Source organism: Ardenticatena maritima, assembly GCF_001306175.1.
GTDB classification, from domain to species: domain Bacteria; phylum Chloroflexota; class Anaerolineae; order Ardenticatenales; family Ardenticatenaceae; genus Ardenticatena; species Ardenticatena maritima.
The window spans coordinates 1-25,755 of the sequence record NZ_LGKN01000004.1; the positions used below are offsets into that span (position 1 = coordinate 1).

General features: G+C 55.5%; 21 protein-coding genes. 11 read left to right on the forward strand and 10 right to left on the reverse strand.

The window, feature by feature from the left end; all coding sequences use genetic code 11:
* Positions 1–1,181 precede the first annotated feature (1,181 nt).
* The 3 genes from SE16_RS04865 to SE16_RS04875 all read left to right on the forward strand — a co-directional run bounded on the left by SE16_RS04865 (position 1,182) and on the right by SE16_RS04875 (position 4,004).
* Entirely contained in the window at positions 1,182–1,979 is a 798-nt protein-coding gene (locus SE16_RS04865; protein WP_054494028.1) for a CPBP family intramembrane glutamic endopeptidase, read from the forward strand.
* Positions 1,980–2,671: 692 nt separating this feature from the next.
* On the forward strand, positions 2,672–3,340 hold the full coding sequence (locus SE16_RS04870; protein WP_161804511.1) for a hypothetical protein: 669 nt from the start codon (positions 2,672–2,674) through the stop codon (positions 3,338–3,340).
* Between the two features lie 274 nt (positions 3,341–3,614).
* Positions 3,615–4,004 carry an SdpI family protein gene (locus SE16_RS04875; RefSeq protein ID WP_054494030.1) on the forward strand — a complete coding sequence of 130 codons (390 nt, stop codon included), beginning with the start codon at positions 3,615–3,617 and terminating at the stop codon, positions 4,002–4,004.
* A gap of 77 nt (positions 4,005–4,081) precedes the next feature.
* On the opposite strand, the gene SE16_RS04880 is transcribed toward SE16_RS04875, so the two are convergent.
* On the reverse strand, positions 4,082–5,725 hold the full coding sequence (locus SE16_RS04880; protein WP_054494031.1) for a thiamine pyrophosphate-binding protein: 1,644 nt from the start codon (positions 5,723–5,725) through the stop codon (positions 4,082–4,084).
* A 154-nt stretch (positions 5,726–5,879) separates the two neighbouring features.
* On the opposite strand from SE16_RS04880, the gene SE16_RS04885 reads away from it, so the two are divergent.
* The 3 genes from SE16_RS04885 to SE16_RS04895 are packed head-to-tail and all read left to right on the forward strand — an operon-like array spanning position 5,880 to position 8,676.
* On the forward strand, positions 5,880–6,368 hold the full coding sequence (locus tag SE16_RS04885) for an acyl-CoA thioesterase (protein ID WP_054494032.1): 489 nt from the start codon (positions 5,880–5,882) through the stop codon (positions 6,366–6,368).
* A complete protein-coding gene (locus tag SE16_RS04890; protein WP_060687297.1) occupies positions 6,365–7,009 on the forward strand; it encodes a hypothetical protein in 645 nt (214 codons plus the stop codon). The genes SE16_RS04885 and SE16_RS04890 overlap by 4 nt, the downstream gene beginning before the upstream one ends.
* Positions 7,006–8,676: a universal stress protein gene (locus SE16_RS04895; protein ID WP_054492823.1), complete on the forward strand. Its 1,671-nt coding sequence runs from the start codon at positions 7,006–7,008 to the stop codon at positions 8,674–8,676. The genes SE16_RS04890 and SE16_RS04895 overlap by 4 nt, the downstream gene beginning before the upstream one ends.
* A gap of 11 nt (positions 8,677–8,687) precedes the next feature.
* On the opposite strand, the gene SE16_RS04900 is transcribed toward SE16_RS04895, so the two are convergent.
* The 9 genes from SE16_RS04900 to SE16_RS04940 are packed head-to-tail and all read right to left on the reverse strand — an operon-like array spanning position 8,688 to position 17,635.
* Positions 8,688–9,485 carry a CheR family methyltransferase gene (locus SE16_RS04900; protein ID WP_054492824.1) on the reverse strand — a complete coding sequence of 266 codons (798 nt, stop codon included), beginning with the start codon at positions 9,483–9,485 and terminating at the stop codon, positions 8,688–8,690.
* Entirely contained in the window at positions 9,472–10,536 is a 1,065-nt protein-coding gene (locus SE16_RS04905; protein ID WP_054492825.1) for a protein-glutamate methylesterase/protein-glutamine glutaminase, read from the reverse strand. The genes SE16_RS04900 and SE16_RS04905 overlap by 14 nt, the downstream gene beginning before the upstream one ends.
* A gap of 11 nt (positions 10,537–10,547) precedes the next feature.
* Positions 10,548–10,907: a response regulator gene (locus tag SE16_RS04910; protein WP_054492826.1), complete on the reverse strand. Its 360-nt coding sequence runs from the start codon at positions 10,905–10,907 to the stop codon at positions 10,548–10,550.
* Positions 10,908–10,919: 12 nt separating this feature from the next.
* Complete coding sequence (locus SE16_RS04915; RefSeq protein WP_054492827.1) at positions 10,920–11,480, reverse strand: chemotaxis protein CheD; 561 nt, start codon at positions 11,478–11,480, stop codon at positions 10,920–10,922.
* A 9-nt stretch (positions 11,481–11,489) separates the two neighbouring features.
* Complete coding sequence (locus SE16_RS04920) at positions 11,490–12,077, reverse strand: chemotaxis protein CheC (RefSeq protein ID WP_054492828.1); 588 nt, start codon at positions 12,075–12,077, stop codon at positions 11,490–11,492.
* A gap of 15 nt (positions 12,078–12,092) precedes the next feature.
* Positions 12,093–14,132, reverse strand: a complete 2,040-nt coding sequence (locus SE16_RS04925) for a chemotaxis protein CheA (protein WP_054492829.1) — start codon at positions 14,130–14,132, stop codon at positions 12,093–12,095.
* Positions 14,133–14,143: 11 nt separating this feature from the next.
* Entirely contained in the window at positions 14,144–14,620 is a 477-nt protein-coding gene (locus tag SE16_RS04930; RefSeq protein ID WP_054492830.1) for a chemotaxis protein CheW, read from the reverse strand.
* Positions 14,610–16,676 (reverse strand): methyl-accepting chemotaxis protein, encoded by a 2,067-nt coding sequence (locus SE16_RS04935; protein ID WP_054492831.1) that lies wholly within the window; start codon positions 16,674–16,676, stop codon positions 14,610–14,612. The genes SE16_RS04930 and SE16_RS04935 overlap by 11 nt, the downstream gene beginning before the upstream one ends.
* Positions 16,677–16,693: 17 nt before the next feature.
* Complete coding sequence (locus tag SE16_RS04940; RefSeq protein ID WP_054492832.1) at positions 16,694–17,635, reverse strand: GGDEF domain-containing response regulator; 942 nt, start codon at positions 17,633–17,635, stop codon at positions 16,694–16,696.
* A gap of 332 nt (positions 17,636–17,967) precedes the next feature.
* On the opposite strand from SE16_RS04940, the gene SE16_RS15320 reads away from it, so the two are divergent.
* Genes SE16_RS15320 through SE16_RS04965 form a run of 5 tightly spaced genes read left to right on the forward strand, consistent with a single transcriptional unit; the run spans position 17,968 to position 25,736 of the window.
* Positions 17,968–18,684 (forward strand): LysM peptidoglycan-binding domain-containing protein, encoded by a 717-nt coding sequence (locus SE16_RS15320; RefSeq protein ID WP_160316972.1) that lies wholly within the window; start codon positions 17,968–17,970, stop codon positions 18,682–18,684.
* Between the two features lie 9 nt (positions 18,685–18,693).
* Positions 18,694–20,424, forward strand: a complete 1,731-nt coding sequence (locus SE16_RS04950) for a glycoside hydrolase family protein (RefSeq protein ID WP_054492834.1) — start codon at positions 18,694–18,696, stop codon at positions 20,422–20,424.
* Between the two features lie 7 nt (positions 20,425–20,431).
* On the forward strand, positions 20,432–21,331 hold the full coding sequence (locus SE16_RS04955; RefSeq protein WP_054492835.1) for a carboxypeptidase-like regulatory domain-containing protein: 900 nt from the start codon (positions 20,432–20,434) through the stop codon (positions 21,329–21,331).
* An 11-nt stretch (positions 21,332–21,342) separates the two neighbouring features.
* The gene (locus SE16_RS04960; protein WP_054492836.1) at positions 21,343–22,290 is read left to right on the forward strand and encodes a GGDEF domain-containing response regulator; all 948 of its coding nucleotides are present in this window, start codon (positions 21,343–21,345) and stop codon (positions 22,288–22,290) included.
* 32 nt (positions 22,291–22,322) lie between these two features.
* Complete coding sequence (locus tag SE16_RS04965; RefSeq protein ID WP_054492837.1) at positions 22,323–25,736, forward strand: hybrid sensor histidine kinase/response regulator; 3,414 nt, start codon at positions 22,323–22,325, stop codon at positions 25,734–25,736.
* Positions 25,737–25,755 lie beyond the last annotated feature (19 nt).

The window sequence follows — 25,755 nt, forward strand, 5'->3', positions numbered from 1 at the left end:
CTGCCCAACCCTGCGTTCAGCGGACGCGGCTGCGCCGCGGGGCAACGCGGGCGGCATTTCGGGCGATGTTGGCTTCGCCAGCAGTGGTGGAAGGACGGCGACGCCGCGCCGCTGACGCTATCGTTAGGCCGCTGCGCTACAATCAGTCGGTTCACCAACTTATCACGTGACGTTGGAACATATGAGACTTTTCGACGAAACGGAAAGAAACGACCACGAATTGGCTCAATATGCTGAGCCATTCTTTGCTTACTTGAACCGTACGGCAAGGGTTAAGTTTGCCACGATTCGTCGCAAGTTGGAAGAGTGGTTTGCCCGCTATCCGGCTTCTGACCAAGCATACGGAGGTGCAGCATGTCAGATGTACTCAAGTTCGGTTCAGCCATTCTTGGTAATAGGCTTATCATCTACGACAATCGGGTAGAGATTATAACGGGATTTTGGCCATTTAGACGCAAGAGAGTGATACCATTTAATAACATAGCCAGCGTTGAAACCCCTCGGTTTCTCAATGTGGTAGTGATCCACACAAATGATGGCAAAAGACACAAGTACTCTGTGGGAAATGCCAAAAAGATCCAACAGGCAATTGTTGAAAGGATGTAAATATTTAGTTGAGTTGGCCGCCCAACCTGCGCTTTGAGCCGACAGGCCTCCCTTCGGTCGGCCTGCGGCTGAATCGCAAGCCGTTAGCCGCTCATTCGCTTGTACTTTGACAGGACGAACCCTCGCTGCACCAGAGAGAGGGTTCCGCTCAGCACACAACCTCACCAAAGAAGCCCACTCTCAGGTGATGGCAAGAATGCCGTAGACGCCATGCCGCCGTCTTCGCACACGACCGGCCACAAGCAGGCCGCTCGCCCTGGCGTGACGAACGAAAAGTGAGGCTGGGGCTTGTCGGTGTTGCTCGACGCTCCAGTACAGGCTGGCTGATGGACAAGGCGGCTTGCGCGCACTTCCTCAGCAAGGTGAGGACTGGTTGAATGCGTGGGGCATGTTGGTGGGCAGACAAGCGCGGTGTGGCGGTGCGTTGCCACGAGCACGCGGAGGCGTGTCCACGTCGTGGGGTGTTGCGCCAGCCAACGCTGGCTAACACGCGCTTGCAGCCGACCCGCTCCGCTGCGATCGCGGCGGCTGAAGCCTGTCGTTAGGCTTCTTCAGTGTCGAACAGTGGAGGAAATATGCAAAGACAAAGTGAACAGCGTAAGGCAACGATCTTCTTCACAACGATCATCGTAACCTATCTGCTGCCAGTTGCACTATTTTGGGTAGCGTCATTACTTCCTTCCAATAATTTGTCCAAGTATATGTTCACTGCTATTGGCTCATTGGTCGTGTTAGCAATTGCCCTTTTTGCTATTCGCAATGATACGGTGAATCTGGAAGAGATTGGTTGGACAAAGGAAGGACTTCAACAAACCGTGAAAGTCATAGCGGTTGGTTGGATGCTATGGGCAATACTTATCATCAGCGTTAACTTCAAGTTGGGATACCCGTTCAGTGAAAACTTTGAATCTCCGTTGTCCAAGATTTTCGTGCAGTGGCTATTTGTTGGCATAGCCGAAGAAGTGCTTTTTAGGGGGTATATTTTCACCAGACTGACACAATTCTTTGCGAAAACCGGCCGGGTGTGGTCAAAGGTAGCAGGCGTGGTAATCAGCAGTCTTATCTTTGCCACATTTCACATTCCGCAGCGGATATTTGTGCATGGCATGGAACTAACACCCGATGTGCTAATGAGACAAATGTTTCCATTGTTTCTGGTAGGTGTGTTGTTGGCGTGGTTGTTTTTGCGCAGCCAAAATGTGCTCTTCGTTGGTCTATTTCACGGTGGGATGAATGCACCGCTGATTGGCCGAGAAGGAGATTTAGCACCAATTCTCTTGTTCTTGGTGTTGGCAGAAGTAATCGCTTGGAAAAGGAGAAAACGGACCAGCGTATCGAAGACAAGTAATTTGTTCAGACAAGGTGAAGCCTAACCCCGGCTGTAGCAGACCGGGGCTATGCCCCGGAGATAAGCAGCGCGATTTTGCCCAATGGTTCTGGGCAAAGATTTTTTCTGGTTAACACCGCCCCGGCCGCTAAGCCAACCGTTAGCCGCTCATTCGCTCGTACTTTGACAGGACGAACCGCCGCAACGCCAGAGAGATGGTCTCACGCAGCACACTTCTCACCAAAGAAACCCACTCTCAGGTGATGGCAAGAACGCTGTAGACGCCGTGCCGCCGTCTTCGCACACGGCCGGCCACAAGCAGGCCGCTCGCCCTGGCGTGACCAACGAAGAGTGGAGATGGATCTTCCAGGCGTTGTTCGGCGCTCCAACACTGGCTGATTGCGAGGCGAGGCGGCTTGTGCGCGCTTCCTCAGCAAGGTGCGGCTGGTTGGGTACAGGCTGGGGGTGGCGTGTCCACGTCGTAGGGGTGTTGCGCCAGCCACCGCTGGCTAACACGCGCTTGCAGCCGACCGTTATGCACCAAGAGGGTCAACCTCATCGGAGATTCATAAAATAACAACCAAGAAATTGAGACCACAAGACTGGAAACCAGAGAACATCAGTCCTCTTACAGGCAAAACTTTTGCCACTTGCGGCCAGAAGAGAAAGAGATAAAGATGGTCTCGCCCCTGCGCGAAAAAACTTGGAAACCTACATGCAAATCCATATCTGGGGATGATGATCTGGCACGTGACCGTCTATCTGCTCAAACGAGACGCGCCTCGCGAAGGGCTGACCTTCGTCATGCCATCCTGGTGGGATGCGGAACGCCTTTTTGAGGTGAACGCCAGCCGCCAGATAGTCCTGCCTGACGGTCGGGAGGTGCTCCTGTTGGCGCAGGAAAACATTCTTGGGGTTAATTCGGACGAGCGCAAGGCAGTCTGGCTACTTCCCCAACGGAAGACCAAAGACGCCGAGATTGAGCAGCAGCGAACCGCCCTTCTGGACATGGTGACAAAAGCCAGATGGCTCATTGTAGAGCGAAAACAGGTGTGGGTAGTGCCTGCACATAGCCAGCCGGGATGCGAGGTCTGGGACCCGGATTGGTGGTCTTCTTTCTACACGGACAAAGTGCAAGACTTCAAAGAATGGTATGACTTCTTCCGCCAACGCCACCGGCTCGACGAGCGCAGCTTCGAGATGTCCAATCCTGTGCAGATGGGGTTTGTAGAGCTACTCACCCCATCCGAAGCACGGGAGATGGACGAGCACTACCGAAAAGCCTATCAGATAGCGCGGAAGCAGAGCAGTCTAAAAATATCCACCTCCTTCCGCAAGCGCATGGACCGCTTTGCCCAATCTTTGCAACAGGCGGAGCGGGTCATTCTCTATCATTGGAGTGAGTAGTCGGATAACGTTTGCGAGCAGGCTTTCTAGCGCTGAAGCAGAATGCCCAATTGTCAGCCCCTCACCCTCTCCGCCACAATCTCGGAATGCCTCTATTCCTCTTGCAGGCGCAAGTAAAAAAGATGAAGTGAAGCCCCCGCAATGGCTTTCGAGAAAGAGAAACACGCCCTCGGCGTGGATCGTATAAGGAAAAGTGGGAACACACACCGGAGAAGGGCAACTGCATTCCCGCCTGCAATAGCATGATGCCTATAGCAAAAGGGAGGTACCACCTATGAGCAGCGATACCCTGTTTCTCCTCGGGCTCTCATCTCTCACCGGGCTGCTTTTTATCGCCCTGGCTATTCCTCTTATCCAGAAAAGAATACCCAAAAACCATTGGTATGGCTTGCGGATTCCGGCCACATTTGCCAACGAACGTGTGTGGTACGAAGCCAATGCGCGAATGGGGCGCGAACTCTTGCTGCTGGGGATATTGAGCATCGTGCTGGGCATACTTCTTTCTGGAGTTACAACATCCTCCTCGCTGCCTGCCATGCTGTGGGCTGCATTCCTCCTCGGCGGCGTGATACTTGTCACCGTGCGGAGTTGGCGTTTTGCGAATCGGCTCCTTGAAGAGTACACCAGCGAGCCAGGGACGACATCCTCCCCACAGACACATTGAGCGGCAAAGCAAAAAAGCGCCTCTTTACGAGGCGCCTTTTGATGGTGTACAGAGCAAGCCAAACACGCATGCCCTCGTCAGAGAACATACGCCCGCCCCGCCATATGCGCTAACCCCTTCGGGTCAAGCGCTGCGTTGATCACCACCGGTTTGTCCAGCGAGAACGCTTGTTCAAGGGCTGGGCGAAGTTCATCCGGTGCTTCTACGAGCACCCCCACACCCCCTAACGCTTCCGCTACCAAATCGTAGCGCGTAAACGCCAACTTGGTGGCAACAGCGCGTTCTTCACCAAAAAATTGCACCTGTGGGTTGCGAATTTGCCCCCATTGTGCATCATTCCCAACCACGGTGACAAACGGCAAGTGATGGCGCACCGCCGTATCCAACTCAAAACCATTGAAACCAAACGACCCATCGCCGCTCAGCAACAGTACTTTGTACTCAGGGCGCAGTTTCTTCGCCGCCAGAGCGAACGGCTGCCCCACCCCCAGACACCCCAACGGACCCGGATCGAGCCAGAGACCGGGGGCATGGGGACGCACCACCTTCGCCGCCATCGCCACCACATCGCCACCATCTCCGATGAAGATTGTGCGGTCGTCGAGCACGTTGGCAATCTCACGCGCCAGGCGGAAGTGATGAATGGGTGTCGCATTGCTCCGCTCGTACTCGGCTTGGGCTTCAGCCTGCGCCCGTTCGAGGGCTTCCACATCACGCCGCCACGCTGCGAACGAAACACCGCCCTCCTCCGTCAGCGCCGCCAACAAAGCTTCCAGCGTCGCACGCACATCGCCCACAATACCGACATCGGCATCGCGGTTCTGCCCAATTTGCGTCCCGTCAGGTTCAATCTGAATCAGCCGCGCATTCGCATTGAACGCCCCGTATTTGAGGCGGAAATCAAGCGGCGTCCCGGCAATGATCACCACATCCGCCTGTTGCAACGCCTTCCCTCGCGAAAGGAAGAAGGCGCTGGGGTGGTCGGGGGGCAACAAGCCGCGCGCCATACCATTGAGATAGGTGGGGATAGCGGTTTCTTCGGCGAAACGCTGCAAAATCTCGGTCGCATCGTCCCAATACGCGGTGGAACCAGCAATCAGCACCGGACGGCTCGCATTGCGGAGCAAATTGGCCGCTTGCGCAATCGCGCGTGGGTCGGGATAGGGGCGGGCTGTTGTGCGATAGCGTTCCGGCAAAGGCGTTTGGTCGGTATTGACAATGTCGGCGAGAATATCGAACGCCATTTCCAAAAAGACCGGCCCAGGCCGTCCATCCAGCGCAATACGGAACGCCCGCGCCATGAATTCGGGAATACGGTCGGCACTGGGAACAGCAGCGCTCCACTTGGTGATTGGCTTGAACAAATCCACCTGTTCCATCTCTTGCAATGCCCCTTTCCCCTGAAACGCTGTGGGCGCCGCACCACCAATCACCAGCAACGGCGAACCCGCCTGGTACGCATTCGCCACAGCGGTGACAGTTCCCGTCACACCCGGCCCCGCCGTGACAACAGCACACCCAATCCCGCGCGTGAGACGCGCCCACGCATCGGCAGCGTGCGCCGCGGCTTGCTCATGGCGCGTATCAACGATGTCAATCTGGTGCGCCAAACACCCGTCGTAAATCGGAGCGATATGCCCCCCACACAAGGTGAAAATCGTCTGCACGCCCTCTTTGGCGAGCATGGCTGCCACCAGGTGTCCACCCATCACTTTCGGCATGGCTTACTCCTTCGGGGTTGGTTGCCAAACAAACGTTTGCTTCAAACTCTACCACGAGGCAAGAAAAACGAGAAAAGCACATCTTTGGCGACTGGCAACCCTCTGGCATAATACCGCTATACCAAATCCATCTGAAACGAAAGGGTGAACAACCATGGACGACTTGAAACCCAAACCAGCGTCAGCCTCGGAACTGACGATTTCACGCCTGATGAACCCCGAACACGCCAACCCGGTGGGCATCATTCACGGGGGCGAAGTTCTCAAAATGGTGGATGAAGCGGGCGGCATCGTGGGTATGCGCCACGCGCGCCGTCCCGTTGTGACGGTGCGCCTCGATTCGATGACCTTCCTGCAACCCATTTACGTGGGCAATCTGGTGCGCGTCCATGCACGCGTCAACTGGACGGGGCACACCTCGATGGAAATTGGTATGCGCGTCGAAGCCGAAGACCCCATCACGGGGCGCATCGTCCACACCAATTCGGCCTACGCTGTCTATGTGGCGCTTGACGAAGACGGCCGCCCTGCGCCCATCCCGCCGCTCTTGCTCGAAACCGACGATGACCGCCGCCGCTGGCAAGAAGCCGAAGAACGCCAGCGCATGCGTCTGGCGCAACGCAAACAAGCCCAAACATCATGAAGCGCGCGAATCTTGCCTCTTGGCTGGTTCTGCTAGGCTCGCTCGCCGGCGGCGTGGGGTGGTGGCTGCCCTGGGTGGCGCATCCCAAGGGGGCGGCTGCACTGGTGCTGCTCGGGCTCGACATGGGCGATTTCTTCAAGTTCACCACATTGTGGCGCAGTGGCGGGCTGCAATGGGAGCGGCACTTCTTCTTCCTGCCGCCGGCCGCCGCCACGTTGGGGCTTTTGTTCTGGGCGGCGCGGCATGATTGGCGCAAGCGGGCGCTGGCTTTTCTGATGACGTTTCCGCTTGCGCTGGTCGTCCTGCCTGAATACGAGCGTTGGCGTGAGTGGCAATCGGCTGAATTTCGTTTCCAAAGTGCGCTCGCCATCATCATGCTGGCGACGGCGTTGCTGGTGTGGCTCGGTGGCGCCCGTGCGCCACACCGCCTTGTGGCGGGGCTGGGGGCGCTGGTGGCGCTAGCGGGGGCAACCCTGCCGCTCTGGGCGTTCTGGCGGGTTGAACTCCTTTTGCGCGATTTTTACGGTGGCTCCATTGTGTGGGGCATGGGGCTCTGGTGTACCACCGTGGGGTTTGCCATTGCCTTTGTGGGGTGGCTGCTTCACATGACGAAACCGCACCAAACGAAGGAGTCGGTATGAGCGAATCCTGGCAACACCGGCGAGCGGTTGAGGAGTTTCGCCGCGCACGCCGCAAAGCTGCGCTGGAACAACTGATGGCGCGTTTCAGTGGGCAAACCGCCAACCTGCTCTCCTACGAGCATGTGCGCGATGCGCTGCAACTGGATGAAACGTTCGGGCGGCCGCTCGGTTTGCAGGAGATTCCTTTGAGCGCCATTGTGGGAAGCGTCGGGCGCTACACCGACTTTACGCGCTCGTTTCTGCCCTTGCACGATACGATGGCAGACCGCTGGGCGCGTGTCCATCAGGCGACCGAAGAGAAAATGCTGCCCATTGATGTGTATAAGGTCGGTGATGTCTATTTTGTGATTGACGGCAACCACCGCGTCTCTGTCGCGCGCGAACGGGGCGACCAAACTATCCAAGCCTACGTGACCGAAATTCCGACGCCCATCACATTGACGCCCGATATGGACATCGACGACCTGCTTCTCGCCGCCGAACAAGCCAATTTTTACCGTCAAACGGGCTTGCAGGCACGCTATCCTGACATTGATATTCGGCTGACTGCGCCCGGTCGCTACCGCGATTTGCTCCACCAAATTGCGGCAGAACAAGAGCGCCTGCGCGAAACAGAAGGGCGCGAAGTGCCATTTTCAGAAGCGGCGGATGTTTGGTATCGCACCATCTACCTGCCGATGGCGAACGCCATTCGGCGCCTGGGTGTGTTGGATGAGTTCCCCAACCGCACCGAAGCCGATCTCTTTGTCTGGCTGGTGCGCCATCACAACGCGCTGCAAACAGCACTGGGTTGGGAGATTCCTCCCGAAGTTGCCGTGCTCGATTGGCTGGAAGAAACGCTTGACAGCGGAAGCCCACTCAAAGAATCCCCCTGGGCGACCGAGATGGTGGCGCCTGAAGACGCCAACCACCTGTTCAGCCGTATTCTCGTCCCGCTGGATGGCTCGGCGCATGGTTGGGCGGCGTTGGATGAAGCGCTCCACATCGCCCGACTGGAAGAGGGCGCGCGCGTGTTTGGGTTGCACATTGTGCCGGTAGCCGTGCGCGCCGTTTCGCCGGAAGTGCACGCGCTGGAAGATGAATTTTTGCGCCGCTGTGCCGCGCAGCACGTGGAAGGCTTCTTCGCGGTCGAAGTCGGCGCACGCCCTGCGGAGCGCATTCTGGCGCGGGCGCGGCTTGTAGACCTGGTGGTCATCGGCGTGAACATTCCGCCGCCAAGCGACATCGTCGAAAAACAGCGCCACGGCTTACACCTGCTGCTAGCGCACTGCCCACGCCCCTTGTTGGCTGTACCGGATACAGCGCGCCCCCTCACGCATGCGTTGGTCGCCTACGATGGCAGTACACGCGCAACGGCAGCGCTTGCTTTAGGTGTGTACATGGTGCGGCGCTGGCGAATCACGCTCACAGTTCTGACGGCGGACGTGCGTGGGCGTGTTTCACCGGCACAACAACGCGCGCGCACCTATTTGCAGGAGCGGGGCGTTCAAGCCGCTTTTGTCAGAAGTTCACTCGTGCCCGAAAAAGCAATTACGCAAACAGCGGAACAATTGGGGTGCTCGCTGATTGTCATGGGGGGATACGGTTCACGCTTGGAAACCATGTTCGATAGCACGGTCAATCGGGTTTTGCGGCGCACGAGAACCCCCGTACTTGTGTGCCGCTAGGCTATCAGCCTTTAGAGAGCGGGGTCGCGTTGGTAGAACGCAGGCGCAACAGGTTTCAAGCCGTATTGTTCAGGCATTGTGATTGATTCACTCGCGCCTACAAAGAGCAGACCTTGGGGACGCAATGCTAACGCCAATCGGCGATACAATGTTTTCTTCGCTTGCTGGTCAAAGTAAATCACCACGTTGCGGCATACAATCATATCAAAAGCGGCGTCAATTGGATCGGACAAGAGATTGTGATACTCGGCGCGCACATACGCACGCAAACGAGGAATCACCCAAAACGCCCCATTTTTCTCCCGAAAATACTGCTCCCGCAGATTGGGAGGAACATTGACCAAATCCTTTTCAGAATAGGGACCGCCCTGCTTGGTAGAGTGTAAAGCGGCTTGGTCGATATCCGTTGCCCAAATGCGAAAAAAGAGCCGTTTTTGCGCGTACTCCGAAAATAACATTGCTAGAGAGTAGGGTTCATGCCCATACGAACAGCCTGCGCTCCACACATGGATAATGGAACGACGTTCCGCTATCTGCGGCAAAAACCGCACGCGCAAAAGGTCCCACAATTCGGGGTCACGGAAGAACGTGGTGACATTGATGGTCAAATAGGCGCGTAAATCTTCGAGTAAAGAGGGATTTTTTTCAGCCATGTGAAAGAAAAGCGGCCATGAAGCAATTTTCTGGCGGCGGAGATAGGATTGCAAACGCCGCTGCATTTGCCGCGATTTGTACTGCTGAATATCAATGCCCAACAAGTCGAGCACTTTTCTGCGCAGATACACCCATTCAATGTCAGGCTGTGTCATGTCTGCTCATCCGCCGTATCAAGTCAATCAGCGTTTGGGCAATTTCCTCAGGTGGTTGGACATAGTCAGCCAATCCGGCTTCAACGACGGCACGCGGCATGCCATACACCACTGATGAAGATTCATCCTGGGCAATGACCGTCCCCCCGGCTTGTTTGATCGCACGCGCCCCTTCGCGCCCATCTTCTCCCATGCCGGTCAGAACGACGCCGATGGCGCGTTCACCATGAAAACGAGCCACGGAGCGCATTGTCACATCCGCGGCAGGGCGCACATGGTTGACGGGTGGGTCAAGGGTCAGGCGAATGGTGCGGAAATTGAGCAACGTTGTATGTACGCCGCCGGGCGCAAGCAACGCCGAGCCGATCGTCAGACGCATGCCCTCTTCTGCTTCAGCCACACGCAAAGCCGAATACAGATCGAGGCGATGGGCAAGGGTGTGGGTAAAATGGGGCGGCATATGCTGAACAATCAGGATCGCCGCACCAAGATCAGGCGGCAAGGATTGCAACAACGTTGCCAACGTGCGTGGACCGCCGGTTGAAGCAGCAATCACAATCACAGGGTCGCCAATCTGCAACAGACGCCCCAATTGGGGTTTGGGTGGCGGCTGCGGGGGTTCAGCCAGCGGTTTCAAGGCACGCACCCCTTGGCTACGCACCGCGGCACGAATCTTGCGCAACAATTCTTCCTGGATGAGTGGCAGTTCCACCTGCGAACGCGGCTTTTGCACAACATCCACCGCTCCCATCAGGAGCGCCTGCGTGGTAATTTCGGCACCGCGCCGCGTGTAAAGACTGCACATGATAACCGGCACATGCACCGTTTTCATGATGATTTCAAGCGCTTCAAGCCCGTTCATCTCTGGCATTTCGTAGTCCATCGTGATGACATCCGGGCGCAGTGCCGTTGCCATTTCGACGGCTTCTTTGCCGGTTGTGGCAACCCCTACGACTTCTATGTCGGGGGCGTCTTCCAAGATTTTTTGCAATAAATGGGCTGTGAAAAGCGAATCTTCGGCAATCAGAACGCGAATGGGATGCTTGCTCATGATCTGCTGACTCATGATCGTGTCGCCAGTTCGAGTGCGTGGAGCACTTGCTCCGGCTTGAAGGGTTTTACAATAAAATCGCGGGCGCCTCGTCTGAGTGCTTCGAGAATAATTGCCTGCTGCCCAAGAGCCGACAACATGACTACGCGCGCGTTGGGGTCGTATTCACGGATAAGCCGCAAGGCTTCCATACCATCCAATTTGGGCATGGTAATATCGAGCAAAACAACGTCAGGATGATATTGGCGGTATACGTCCACGGCTTCTTGTCCGTCGCCTGCCTCCAGGACGTCGAAGCCTGCTTCGCTCAAAATTTTTTGCAGGCGTTTGCGGACGAATTGCGCATCATCCACAACCAACACGGTAGGCATACCACGATCCTTTCACATCAAGCGATGCATACGTGTTTCCTCAAGTGTTTTGACATAGACAATGCCATCGGAAGGGTCAAACACCACAGAACGCCCTCGTTGCCCTCCTACATCTTTGGCAATGATAGGAATTTGCATTTCGGATAACACTTCATGCGCCATTTCCACATTGCGCTCACCAACACGCATGGCGGGAATATCAAGCGGCGCACTCTTCAACATATTGGCACCGCCGGCAATAAACGCCACCAAACGGCGTGGCGAAATACCGCGTGCTTTGAAGTCGTTGACCAATGCCTCAATACCCAATCGAACATACTTATACGGGTTATGAGCATCTTGCAAAGTCGAGGGGGGGTGAGGCAAAAGCGCATGCATCAACGCTCCCACTTTCAACTTTGGCATAAACAAGCAGATCGCCACACAAGATCCAAGCCCATAGGATGCTAACACCACATCAGGTGCTTCTGCAAATGCCACTTCACCAATTTTGACATGCACAATTTTCTTTTGACCGATAAGCGCCAGAAAAACGTGTTGGTCTATTGGCTGGGGGGAGACAAGCCGGTTCATATGTGATACCTATTCTGGAAAAACCCATACCTGTATAGCCAGTGCCCGCTGTTGCTCAACTAATGTTGTTTGCAACACAGGAAAAGACGTTTCCACGGCTCCGACCGAAACAGCAATGACATTCAAAATAGCCCCCAACATATCGACCATGATGACCGGCGGAGTGGGATACATCGCGATGCCGATATGCTCTGCCAGGGTATTGAGCAAGGTTGTCATCGCGATGTTGCCCAGTTCTCCAAGCGCCGACAATGTTGTTTCATCAAACGTTCTCTCTTCCGAAGCCTGTGCCCCCAAAAGTTGTGTGAGCACATAGGTCGTTGTCGCCGGGTTGAGCACGAGTAAACAATGCGCAGTCACCGGTGATTTTGCAAGCAAATACACGCCGGTATATTCGGCTTCTATCTGCTCGTGCTGTTCCCACAACATATCAAGCGTCAACGTGCGAATCGCAACCGGTTCTGGAACCAACGTCATGTCCAGAAACTCGCTCACTTTCTGCGCAACTGTGCGAAACGCATCGTTCAAGAGAAATTCAGCACGGTCAGAATGAAGTATGGTTTGCCAGAGTGATGGTTCGGAATGAAATTGGGACATCGTTCACATTTTCTCTTAATGTTCTCGCGTGAGCATGTGATGGTCAAAGATAAAGGCAATGCGTCCATCGCCCAGGATGGTACATCCCGTCAGGCTGGCCGGCGCATGAACGAAACGCCCTAATTGTTTCATCACAATCTCGCGTTCATCTTCAATAGCATCAACCGGAAGGGCGACATAGTCATTGCTGCGCGCCACGATGATGAAAGCCACAGGTGAAGCCACTTGCACCTTTTCATCACCAAACACACGGCTGAGTTCGACAACAGGCACCATTTGTCCATGCCAGCGTAAAACAGGTTTCCCATGCATTGTCAAACGCTCAGCCTCTTGAAAGCGCACGATTTCACGCACGTGAATAATCGGCATGGCAAAAAGGACTGTGCCCGCCCTGAAAAGTAAAGCACGCATGATGATGAGTGTCAGAGGCAGCCGCAAGATGAACGTTGTACCATGGCCAGGCGTGCTTTGTACGGTAATTGAGCCACCTATACGCTCGATGGCGTGCCGCACAACATCCAACCCAACGCCACGCCCAGAAATATCGCTGACGGTATCGCGGGTGGAAAAGCCGGTCTGAAAGAGCAGGTTGTAAGCAGCCTCAGGGGAGAGGGCGGCGGCTTCGTCCTCGGAGAGGATACCACGCGCAACGGCTTTTTCCACTACACGTTGCGCGTCAATACCGCGTCCATCATCTTGCACCATGAGATAGATTTCGCCCTGGCGCTGTTCAGCCCGCAGAAGAATATGTCCCGTAGGCGGCTTGCCCGCGGCTTCGCGTTCCTCAGGCGTTTCAATCCCGTGGTCCACCGCATTGCGAATGAGGTGCACCATGGGGTCTTGTAGCATTTCCAGGACGGAGCGGTCCAATTCGGTCTCTTCCCCTTCGACGCTCACATGCACATGCTTTCCCTGTGCGCGTGCAATATCCCGTGCAACACGCGGCAATTTGCCGAACAGAATCGCCAGCGGCAGCATGCGGGTTTGCATGATTTCATACTGCAACTGTTCAATTGTCTGCACATGCTGCGCGAGAACATCACTCAGCGCCGTCTGTATCGTCAGCGGCACATGGTTTTTCTCAAGCATGGCTTCGATTTCGATAAGGCGCGTGCGGTGGGTAATCAACTCGCCAACAAGGTTGAGCAACGTGTCAAGGCGCTCCACCGGGACACGCACAACGCCCTCATAGGCGGCACCATGCGCCTCAGGTGTTGTTGTGGGAAGCGGCGCTTTCTCTTTCTTCGGCTCTTTTTCAAGTGTTTCTTCAAAAGATTTTTGCGCTTCTTGCGAGTGTTTCTCCACAGCCGATTGGTCGCTCTCAGGCAGAGGCTGCGGCAAATAGGGAACAATCTCTATGCGTTTCAAATCAGGAATTTCAATGAGCCATCGCCGCACGGCGTCCACCGGCTCATCTGTACGCACGATCAGGCGCAGGCGGGTTGTGTCTTCGCTCAGCGTCTCCAAATTGGGGTCGGACGCGACCACGTGCCCAACATCGAGCAACGCAATGGCCGCCTGGTAGAGCCGCGCCGCCGGCGCAAAAGCAGAGAGGTCGGCTTCAATCGTAATGTCAAGCATCGGTTGGTCGGCATCCAGGTACTCTTGAATATCGTCCGATTCGGCTTGTGTAAAACCATGCACCGGCGGAGATTCTTTTTCATTGACCAGGTAGGTTTGCAATTGCTCCAAAGCCGTATCGCACGGCGTTGGCGGGCGGTTTTCCAAGACATCACGACTCATTTCACGTAGCAAGTCAAGGCACACGAAAAAGGTGTCGAGCAAATGCTCACCCAATTCAACCCGCCCTTCCTGAACCTGCTGGACAAGTGTTTCCAGTGTATGGGTGAGCGTACTCATGGGCTGGTGCCCCACCACCCCCCCCAACGCTTTGAGTGTGTGTGCCGCGCGAAAAAAGGTGCGCAAAAGTTCGTCGCTCTGTTCGCCTTGTTCCAGGGCAAGGAGCACTTGCTCGATATTCAGCAGGTGTTCTTCAATATCCGCCTGAAACAGCGGAATTTCGTCGGGCTCAATGGAATACAGCCATTCACTCATACGATTTCACGCTACTTGTCATCGCGCTCGTGGCTCGAACGTGCCGATTGCAGCGCGGCTTGTTGGTCGGGTGTAAACAACGCCGATGGGTCGAGCAGAACAATAAAGCGGTCTTTATCGGAAAGAATGCCGAGAATATAGCGGTTCTCAATATGGCTCAATAAGCCGGTTGGTGGTGTGATCATTTCCGCTTGCAAGGTCGCCACGGTTTCGACCTGGTCAACCAACAAGCCCACATACTCACCATCCAACTCAATTACCAAAATCATGGGGCGTTCCGGCGTCTCATCTTCGGGAAGCCCCAAGCGACGGCGCAAATTGACCACGGGCACAACCACGCCGCGCATGTTGATAACGCCTTCAACAAAGGACGGCGCACCGGGCACATGCGTCCATGCCTGCATGGGCAAAATAGTGGCGACAAAACGCACATGGACGCCGAAGGTTTCAGCGCCAAGGCGCAACAACACATATGATTCAGCGCTCATGGCTGTCTCCTTTATGAACAGGCTGGCGATGCGTATGTGCCGACTTTGATTTCTTGAAAAGCATCTCGTTGCTTGCTTCTTTCGGCTGGTCTGCCTCAACATCGTTGATGTAATGCTTCACCAATCGGCGCAAGGTGTTCGCCATGTCCGCCAATTGCTGGGCGGACGCCATCATCTCTTCCACCTGCGCGCTCAATTCTTCAGTAGAGGCACTGACCTGTTGCACGCCGGCGCTTGTCTCCTCAGAAATGCTTGCCAAACTTTCGACCGCCTGGCGGATTTCGTGAATACTGGCGGCCATCTGTTGTGTCGCCGCGGAGTTTTCTTCGGTAATGGAGACGACTGTTTGCACAGACTCGGCCACGCTTTCCACTTGCCGGCGGACTTCGGAGACAGTTTTGTAGAGCACTTGTGAGACATCATCCGTTGCACGCGCAGCAGCAAAAACGCGCTGGAACTGCGCCTCCGTCTGCTCGATTTGCGCCAAGCCTTCCCGAATGGCTTGCCCCACAGCCCGTACCGCCTGACCGGTGGCGCTCATATCGTGTTGGACATCGCGAATCATGCTGGTAATGTCCGCAGTGGAACGTTTGGCGTCTTCCGACAATTTGCGGATTTGTTCAGCGATAACAGTAAATCCGCGCCCCTGTTCTCCCGCACGTGCGGCTTCCACGGCTGCGTTCAACGCCAAAATGTCTGTCTTATCGGCAATCTCATCAATTGTGCGCACAATAAAACCAATGGCTTCACTTTGCTCATCCATGCGTGCCACGGCTTGTGCTGTTTCTTCAATTTGTGAGTGCATCCGCTCCAAGAACGCTTGCATGGCATCGAGTCGTTCGCGACCTTCGGTCGCTGCTTCGTTCAACTCTGCGCTGGTCGTCGAAGCCTGCCGCGCCAGTGTTTCCAGGCTATCCATGCCATTGGTAATTTTTTCGGTTATTTCGTTGGTGCGCTGCATAGCCGCCACTTGTTCTGACGCCCCTTGCGCCACGCCATCAGCCGCGCGCGCAATCTGATCGATCGCATGGGCAACAGTGGCGGCGTCGCTGGCTTGCTGCACAGTCCCCTGGCTCAATTGGTGCATCGTCTCGGCAATTTGCTGGGTCGCATACCCCGTCTGTTCCGCCGCGCTTTGCAATTCTTGCCCCGCTTGCGCCAAATGCGCCCCTTGCACCGCGACATTCGCAATCAATGCTCGCAAGTGTTCCAAGCCTTTGCCCAACGCCTGCTGCATCTCATCAACATGCGCCACTGTTTGGGCAAACACACGTTGAACACGAGCAAACTCAACCGATTTGGGCGTGGGAAGCGTCAGCGGTGGTGAGGGTTCCACGGCTACGTCTATATCGCCTTCTGCAAAGGCACGCACCACCTCCGTCAAGGGGTCGAGCGTCTTCTCAACATGCTGAGCGGCTTCCTGCAACAAGCGCATGTCATGCGCCACCCATGCCGCCATCCGCCACATTCCCCATACAAGGCTCACGAGGAAAAGAATTTGCAAGACGAAAGCGAGACGCAACCATGTCGCCAAACTGGTTTCAGCCGTGCGGAGTGTTTCGAGTGTGCGTGCTTGTGCTTCAACCGCGGCGCGCAATGCGGCAATGGTGCTCTTCGAGGTATCAACAAAACGGATCACAGTAGCATTGTCAGGCGATTGCCCAGATTGGACCATCGCCGCTAACGAAGCATAGAGGCTGTTTGCGGTACGGAAGTTGTCCATGACATCCGCGATGCGACGTTCCGAGGAAGTGTCGGCAAGCAAATCGTCGAGCGCCGCTTCAATACGAGCCGTTTGCTGTTGCGCGACAGCGTGAGCCGACGGATCGCGGGTGAGCAAATACGCATACTGTGCGCTGGTCTGTTCCAGCAAATCCGTTTCGAGTGTGGAAAGACGCGCCAACATAAGCGATTCTTGCTCAATTCGCGCAATGTGCCGCTGATGTTGCCATGTAACCCACCATTCCAAGGCAAAGGCGGCAAGCGCAAATGCCCCAACCAATACAACGACCAGAATCAGCCGTCGGTTGAGCGAAAGTGATGTGGTATCAGACATGCCAGCCTCCTTTCAAGTCAAACAGGTTGGGGTGGCGCTTCCAGAGAAGGAGCGACATAGATGCGATTGCGACCATTGCGTTTGGCAGCATAAAGCGCCTCATCAACGGCTTGGAAGATGCGATCCAAATTGGGGGCGCCTTCCTCTGTCGCCTCTACCACCGTGACGCCGCCACTCAGGCGTATGGGAATCGTCGTGCCATCTTCCAGCGTCAATGGTGATGCCGCAACCTGCTGCCGCAACCGCTCCGCCACCAGCGTAGCGTGTTCCAGCGAGCATTGAGGCGCGATAATCACAAATTCTTCACCGCCCCAACGCCCAATACTATCGTATGGGCGGGTCGCACGTTGCAAGATATGCGCCACATGCACCAATGCCTTATCCCCCACGAGGTGCCCATACGTATCGTTGATCTGTTTGAAATGGTCTATATCAACCAGGATAACCCCCACCGAAGAGGTCATCCGCTTGGTACGCTCCAGTTCGGTTTGCAAGCGATCGTAGATCGCTCGGCGGTTGAACAATCCCGTGAGGGCGTCTCGCAGTGCCAATTCTTGCAACTGCGTTTGCGATTGAAGCAAATTTTCTTCCAGGTGAAGAATACGTTCACCAATCGAAATACGGGCTTTCAATTCATGCAGATGATACGGCTTGGTAATGTAATCGTCGGCGCCGGCTTCTAATCCGCTGATAATGTCTTCTTTGGCTTGCCGTACCGTGAGCATGATAATGTAGATGTAATGCGGAAGTTCAGCAGTCCGAACACGGCGAATAAATTCAATGCCACTCATTCCTGGCAAGATCCAATCAACAATCACAAGACGAACACCCTCATTGAGGATATGTTGCCATGCTTGTTCGGCGTTTTCGGCTTCAAGCACTTCGTATCCATTCTCACGAAGTTGATAGGCAAGGCGTTGACGGAGAAAAGCGTCGTCTTCGACAATCAATATTTGCATTGAACAGGCTCCTCCTTTCACAACCGCATAGACACTTAGTAGTATACTCCTTTTCCCCTCTCTTGCGCAATAAGAAAAAAGGCGGATTGTTTCAATAAATGAATACATACTCTCAAAATGTTTATCAATTTGTCAGAAGTGCACAACGCATTAGAGTTTCCGCGATACCAGCAACCAATAAGCAATTGCGTGTGTGCTCTATGAAACGCGTATGGATATGGTGTGCATCTCTTGCAGTCTCTTTTTGGCTTTGGTTTCCCGTTCATGCGATTGCTCAAGGATGGACACCCGTTTACAATGACGGGTGTGATGGAGAAGGACACCGCGTCCTCGTGGGAGAAATCACCAGCCGCGCCACATTGGGGGATGGATGCGATGTAGTCGCCGGGTTTGTTGCACCCGATCAACGATACGCAGGGGAATGGGTGTGGGGCTATTCCCCCACAGCAGGAGCGGTGCGCCACGCCTCGGCGGACGACGCCGCGTATTACCGCCCCCACATCTGCTCACTTCTCCCCCGCTTTCCTTTCGCCCCCTCCTCACAATGGGGCGTCCATCGTGTTGCGCCGCGCGAATACTTGTACGACCTGTATGGCGCAGACTACCCGGCCTATATCGCCGCCAGTTGCCGTATGCGCGAACAAGACGACCGGTTCGCCCGTATCGGGCTCGACCGGGCGCTTGTTCCCGGTTCGTTTCTTGCCGAACCGCCCCCCGAACAGGTGCGCTTCTACCTCGACACGGTGCTCAATCGCGAGCGCGTGGCATTGGATGTTCCCACTGGACGCTTGACAATGGTGTTTCCAGGCGATTCCCTGGGACGGCTGGCGCGTATCTTTGGCACAACCGTCGAAACCTTGCAAACCGCCAACAACATGCGCGATCCCAATGCCTTACTCGTGGGGCAATTGTTGCTCATTCCTGGGCACACCGCCACACCGGCAACGGCAACGCCCATTCAACCCCCGTGGTGCACAAGCCCCCTCATCAAACACTGGAAAGCAACACGCACACTGTGCACCTGGTTTCAAACAAATTTTTCCCAGTGATGAATGCTTATGCGTAATCATCGAATTATTGCTCGCATAAGGTTTTGGTGGAACCTCTTTCTCCTGAGCGCCCTCTTCCTGCTTTTCAACGCTCCCTTGCGTGCCGCGCCGGCGCAACAACGGTCTGCGCCTGTACCACTGCACGCCTACCCACGCCCGGCGAACGATAACGGGTGGGGCGTGCACTTCTCGCCCGGCGCCGCCACATTTGAGCCCGTCGTCATCGAATACTTTGTGCGCGAACTGCAAGAAATGGGCATGAAGTGGACCGTCATTCTCAACGAAGGCACAACACCGCGCCAGGATGCGCTGGTGGATGCGCTGGTCGCCGCAGGCATTGAACCGATTTTGCGCATTTACACCCTCTACAACGACCCACTGCCTACAAACGAACTGCAACACCTGGTGCGGTACTACTCTGCGCGCGGCGTGCACTACTACCAGTTGTACAACGAACCGAATCTGGCGGGTGAACCGGGCGGCTGGCGACCGGGGGAAGCCATCTCAGTTGACCGCATTGTGGACTTGTGGATTCCAGCGGCGCGCGCTGTGCGTGACGCCGGGGGCTATCCTTCAACGCCACCCCTTGCACCAGGCGGGGACTACGACGACCTGCAATTCTGGCGCGAGTTTTTGGATGGGGTGAAAGCACGCGGCGCTGAAGATGCCTTTTTCGGGGCATGGATCAACGTGCACAACTACGGGCTCAATCACCCCTTTGCCTACCCCGAAGAACCCATCAACCTGCTGGGACAACCCGTCACGCCCGAAGAATTGGCGCTCTACGGCTTGACGCCCGACCAGGTGGACGTGGAAGCACTCAACTACTGGCGCAGCATTGACCGCTCAACCAATCGCCCGGACGGCGGTCGCCACAAGGGGGATACCATTCTCGAAGATTCCAACGCCTTCCGCAAATTCGAGGCATACCATTACGAGTTTGTGCGCCGCTTCCGCTTTGAGATTCCAGTCATCTCCACAGAAGGGGGCTGGATTATCGGCGACGCACAAGATCAACGCTACCCCCCCGTCACCGTGCAGGCGCAAACAACATGGCTGCGTCAGGCCTACGAATACATGCTCACCAGCGCCCCCGATTACTTCTTTGCGTTCAACCCGTGGATTGTCACCAACTACGCCGGCAACGGCACCACGCCCTGGTTCGAGCCGCATGCGTGGTACAAAGCCCGCTGCAACACCAACCCCGCCGAAGTGCGCCAGGTGCGCGGGCACACACTGCCCATCTGCGGCGACGGCGATGTGCTCCCCATCGTGTACGTCCTCAAAGCCCACCCGATGAAACACCAAGCCCGCCGCCTGCCCGACCCCAACCGTGTGCCCATTGTTCAAGCCGCTGTGGTCAACCCGGCGCGTGCCAGCGCCCCACCGCCACGCATTGAAGAAGGTGTCTTGCGCTTCGACCTCAAAACGTGGGACGCCGTGGCGACGCTTGCCGCCACCACGGGACTCACCCCCACACAAGTGCTTGAACGCCTGTACGATGACGTTTCGCTGGGAACGCCATCCATCGAAGTGGCGACATACCGCGTACACGTTCCGAGCGAAGCGGTAGAGGTCGAGCAATGGGGCACAACGGTGCGCTTGACAAATATCACGGATGAAATAGTCAACATTCAACTTGCTGAACAGGTGTACACCTTACTGCCACACGGTTCGCTCGTTGTCCAATTGCCGACGGTGCAGTACGTCATGGTGCCAACCCGCAAAGTCATACGGTGAGACAGGTATGAATCGCAAAGTATCCCGGTTTTCAATTCAAGCCTGCAATCAGCGGTCGCCCTCTTTCTGGCTTGCCGCCCTGCTTGTGCTCACACTTGCACTGGTGGGATGCAGCAACCGCGCCCAACCATCCCCCCCCACGCCTACCCGCGAACTCGCACAACTGCCAACGCCGCGCCCCACATTCACGCCCATCAATCCGCAAACACCGCCTTCCATCACCATCAGCCCGCCCACCCTCATGCCGGGCGCGATGCTCCGCATTCAAGGGAGCGGTTTTGGCGCTTCCGAAGTCGTCGAAATCCAGATTCAACCCCCTGATGGGACGGGAGCGCAAATTGTGCTAGCCGGCACCGACAATCAAGGGAATTTTTTGATTACGCACACCTTGGGGGAAGATGCACCGCTGGGGACGTACCAGGCGGTCGCCCTCGGCAAGCAAAGCGCGCTGCAAGCCACAACAACTTTTGCTGTGAACTTTGAACCCACGCCAACCCCCATCGTTGTCCAAATAGAGACCCTCCTTGCCACCGCCACCCCTGAAACAGGCGAAACGCCCTTCCCCCTCTATCGGCTTACGAGCACGTTGGGGGGCATTGATTGCACATATTACGGATTCTTTGGTACAGTACAGAATGCCGATGGTTCCCCGCGTGCTGGCGTGAACGTGCTGGTTTTTCGTGAAGGCTCATCGGAAAGCCAAATGGCGGTCACCAATGATGCGGGGTTCTGGGAAGTGGTTGTCGCACGCTCGCAAGAAGACGTCGCACCGGGCTTGTGGCACCTGGTCATCGTGGAGCAATCCGTGCGCGCCAGTGATGAAATCGCGCTTGATATGCCCGCCTCCTGTGAGGAAGGGCGTCCCAATAAATTCAAAGTTGACTGGCAACGTGTAGCAGACGAATAAAAGGAGTGCCTATGTCTTCCCCCACTGCATCTCGCACCATTCTGGTTGTCGAAGATGACCCTTTCTATCGCCGTATGATTGAACACATTCTCAGCCAACACGGCTACACGGTTGCCCTTGCCGCAAGCACCAATGAAGCGTGGGAAATCGTCCAACATGATGAAACGGTGCAAATGGTTGTCACCGACTGGGTAATGCCCGAACACGATGGGTTAGAACTCATCCGACGCCTGCGAACGCTTGACCGTCAATTTTATGTCATCTTGCTCACTATCAAAGACAATGTAGAAGACGTGTTGGAAGGGCTCGCCGCAGGTGCTGACGATTACCTGACCAAACCTTTCACCAGAGAAGACCTGCTTTTGCGTCTGCGTGTTGGCGAACATCTGCTCGCCTATGAACAACAACTCCGCCACTCTCTCGCCCTGTTGTCACAACTCAAACAAACCAACCTGCAAACCGGGCTTCTCAATCGCTATGGGTGGTTTTTACGCGCCAAAGCCGAACTGAATCGCTTGCATCGCCAAAAAGGGCATGCGGCGCTTTTCTTGCTGGCATTGGACGACGCCGAACACATCACTGCTACGTTCGACCAGAAAACAGAAGAACGCCTGATCCAGCACGTCGCCCACATTTTGGAACAGCAAAAACGCGAATACGACATCCTCGGGCATTGGGATGAAACATCTTTCGCGCTCTTCTTGCCCGAAACCACAGAGCAGGTTGTGCGCGCTATTGCCGAACGCATACGCCGCGCCTGCGCCGATACCCCTCTCCAACTTGAAGATGGCAATGCCCTGCAAGTCGCCCTTTCCCTGGGCATCACAACCACCCAATGGAGCCACACCTATCGCCTGGAACGCCTTCTCCACGACGCCCAACTGGCGCTTTCTGAAGCCCGCCTGGCAGGGCGCTATCAAATGCGGATGTATTCGCGAGATGGCTACGCCACTGATTGACCTGTGCAGTTCAAAGAAGGATTAAAAGCCGTATGCGTTACTTTCTGATCATCACATCATCCGCCGCTCTCAACGAAATCGTTGCTTCGCTCTCACCTGAGTTGCGCCTGATGGCACACATCATCACACCCGACGCGCTTCCCTCATGGAATGAGCAGCATCTCCCGCGGCTGATTCTGCTGGACGGCAATACCCTGACTCATGCAGAGGTAGAACGCCTTTGCTCGATTCTCCCGCCGCAGGTGGAAACCGTTATTGCAGCAACACCAGAACGCGTGCGCACCCTTGCCCCGCTTGCAGCACGCCACCATTTGGCCGTCATACCTGTGAGCGCCCCGCAAGACCTGGAAGCGTATTTGCGGCGTATGGCAACACCCCCAACATTTCTCCAACCCCTGCTCGAGGCGCCCCCTGATGATATTGAGCAAATTGCCACGGAAACCTTGAAAGCGTTGCACGCCATGCTTGGCCTTCGCGCCGGGCTTATTGCGGAAAAACAAGAGCGCGCCCTTTCAATCATTGGTGCATTTCCCAACGAGTTGTACCCATTAGAAGGCCTGAGCATCACCCTCTCCTCATCTGATTGGATTGCAGCGCCACAATGGATAGCGCCCAAAGACATCATCTTTCTCGATGACGAAGCCCTCCCCTTTCAAGCCAGCATACGCACTTTTCAGGAGCACGCGCCATTTTTGGTACTCCCAATCACCAGCGGCGATGAAAACGTGCTTGGCGCTCTCATTCTGGCGTTCGACCAACCAGCAGAGACGCTTCCACCCAGCAACACCATCCAAACCATCGCCGATACTACACTCAGCGTCATACGTATGGCGCTCGCGCTCCGCGAGCAAGAGCGTTCACTCATCAGGGAACACCGTCAACGCCAAAAACAGTACGAACGTCAATCCGCTCTGGCGCAATTGGAACTCGCTATCAGCCAACCACATCAATTGCAAGAACTCCTTGAGCGTGTGGTTGAACTGATCGAACAACTGCTCCCAGCAACTGGTGGAGCCAGCGTTCTCCTCTGGAATGAAGAGCAACAAGCCTATCGCATTGCCGCTTCATCCGTGCCTGGTCAACCCCCTGACGAAGCGCTGAAATACATTCGTCGGAGCCGCGGCGCCACACGCTGGATTATTGACAACGCCAAACCGCTTGCCATGCCTGACATTCGTCAAGACCCCTTCGGAGCCAATCCGCTGCTGGAACGATACGGGTTGCGCGCCTATGTTGGTGTCCCGTTGATTGCTGAAGGGCGGGTACTTGGCGTGCTCTATGCACTTGATCGCTACGAGCGCTATTACACCAGCACCGACATAGAGTTTTTGCAAGCATTGGCGACACGTATTGCCATCGCAATTGTCAATGTAGAACTATACGAGCGCCTGCAACAAGCCTATGAGGAAGTCGCCGCGCGAAGCGCCGAACTGGAACGCGCCAATGAAGAATTGCGGATTGCCAAAGAAGCCGCTGAAGCCGCCAACCGCGCCAAATCCATCTTCCTTGCGAATATGAGCCACGAAATTCGCACCCCCCTGAACGCCATCATTGGGCTGACCGATTTACTACGCGAAGCCAATCTCCCCCCACCACTCGACGATTATGTCAACATCATCAAAAAAAGCGGGCAAACGCTGCTCGACATCATCAACGACTTGCTTGACTTTTCCAAAATCGAAGCCGGACGCCTCGAACTGGAAACAATTCCCTTCAACCTTCTCACCACAATGGAAGAAGCCCTCTTGCTGGTTGCCCCCAAAGCCGATGAAAAACAATTACACCTGAATCTCTCTATTGAACCCGGCACGCCGCTCGACGTGCAAGGCGACATGGTGCGCTTCAAACAGATTCTCGTCAATCTCCTTTCCAACGCTGTCAAATTTACCGAAGAAGGCGAGGTGTTTGTACGCGCCCATACGCTGGAAGTCATGGATGACGAAGCCATTATTGAAATCGCGGTTCAAGATACCGGCATAGGTATTCCGGAAAGCGTCATCGAGACAATTTTCAAACCCTTTGAGCAAGCCGATGTATCCATTACGCGCAAATATGGGGGCACGGGACTGGGTTTGGCACTCACCGCACGCCTTGTCGAAATGATGGGAGGCACAATTTGGGTGCAAAGCCAGGAAGGGCATGGCTCCACATTCTTCTTCACAGTGCGCTTGAAAGTGCCTGCAAACGCACGTGTGTTGCGCCCCTTCGCTCCGCTCCCACAACTCCAGAACCGGCGTGCGCTCCTCATCGAACCGCACAGCCGCACCCGCACCATTCTGGAAACTTGGTTGCGCCGTTGGGGAATGGAGGTGGAAGCCTATTCGCCGACATCGCCAGAGATTTGGGATATGGCGACAGAGACTGACATTGCCCTCATTGGTGTTCACGGAAAAGATGAAATCAACATGGTGCGCCTGGCGCGTCAATTGCGTGAAAAAGCCCCAGATATCCGGCTGATTGCGATGAGCAACCACCGCAACCGTTCCTTCCTGCTCGAAACGCGGCTATTTGACACATTCTTACTCCGCCCGATCCGCGTTGAAGCCCTTCAAGATGCGCTCATTTCTGCTTTCAGCGATTCCCACGCCCAACCCGCTCCTGTTACGCTTCCCCCGAAAATTTCTCTTGCCAATGCACCTGTGCGCATCTTGCTCGTAGACGACAACCTCATCAACCAAAAAGTGGCGCTCCACTTGCTCAAGCAACTGGGGCTCGAAGCAGACGTTGCCTCAAACGGTGAAGAAGCCGTACAAAAAGCACTGGCCAATCCCTACGACATCATTTTTATGGACATCCAGATGCCCGTTATGGACGGGATACAAGCCACTCGACAAATCCGCGCACGTCTACCGAAAGAACAACAACCGTGGATTATCGCGATGACGGCTTACGCCCTGCGCGGCGATCGCGAGCGTTTTTTGCAAAGCGGTATGGACGACTATTTGGCGAAGCCGGTGCAGCTCCAGGAACTGGCGGCGGCGCTTGAGCGTGCTCTGCCCCATCTCCATTCTGCAGAACATCGTGAAGAATATGCTTCGCTATCCTCACACCCCACTCTGCCGGAGTATAACTATGCGGCGCTTGAAGCCTTGCGCTCGGAAGTTCAGGATTCAGACGGGACAATCCTCAACGAGTTGATCGACATTTTCCTGGAAAACACGCCGCGCCTGCTCGAACAATTGCGTGCAGCCGCGCAAGAAGGCGATGCGCGCCGCATGCACATCGTCGCCCACACACTGAAATCAAGCGCCGCTCATCTTGGTGCAACACGCTTGCAAGAAGCATGCCGTGCTTTGGATGATGAAGCACGCCACGGAACAGTCACGAATCCCGTGGAAAAGGTTCAAGAAATTGAAGAGGCCTTTTTTGAAGCCCGCAAATTCTTGCGCAAAGAACAAAAACGGCTCCAACAATCGCGCCCCTCAACCGACACATCCACGGAATAACGCAAACGGGGCGCCTGTT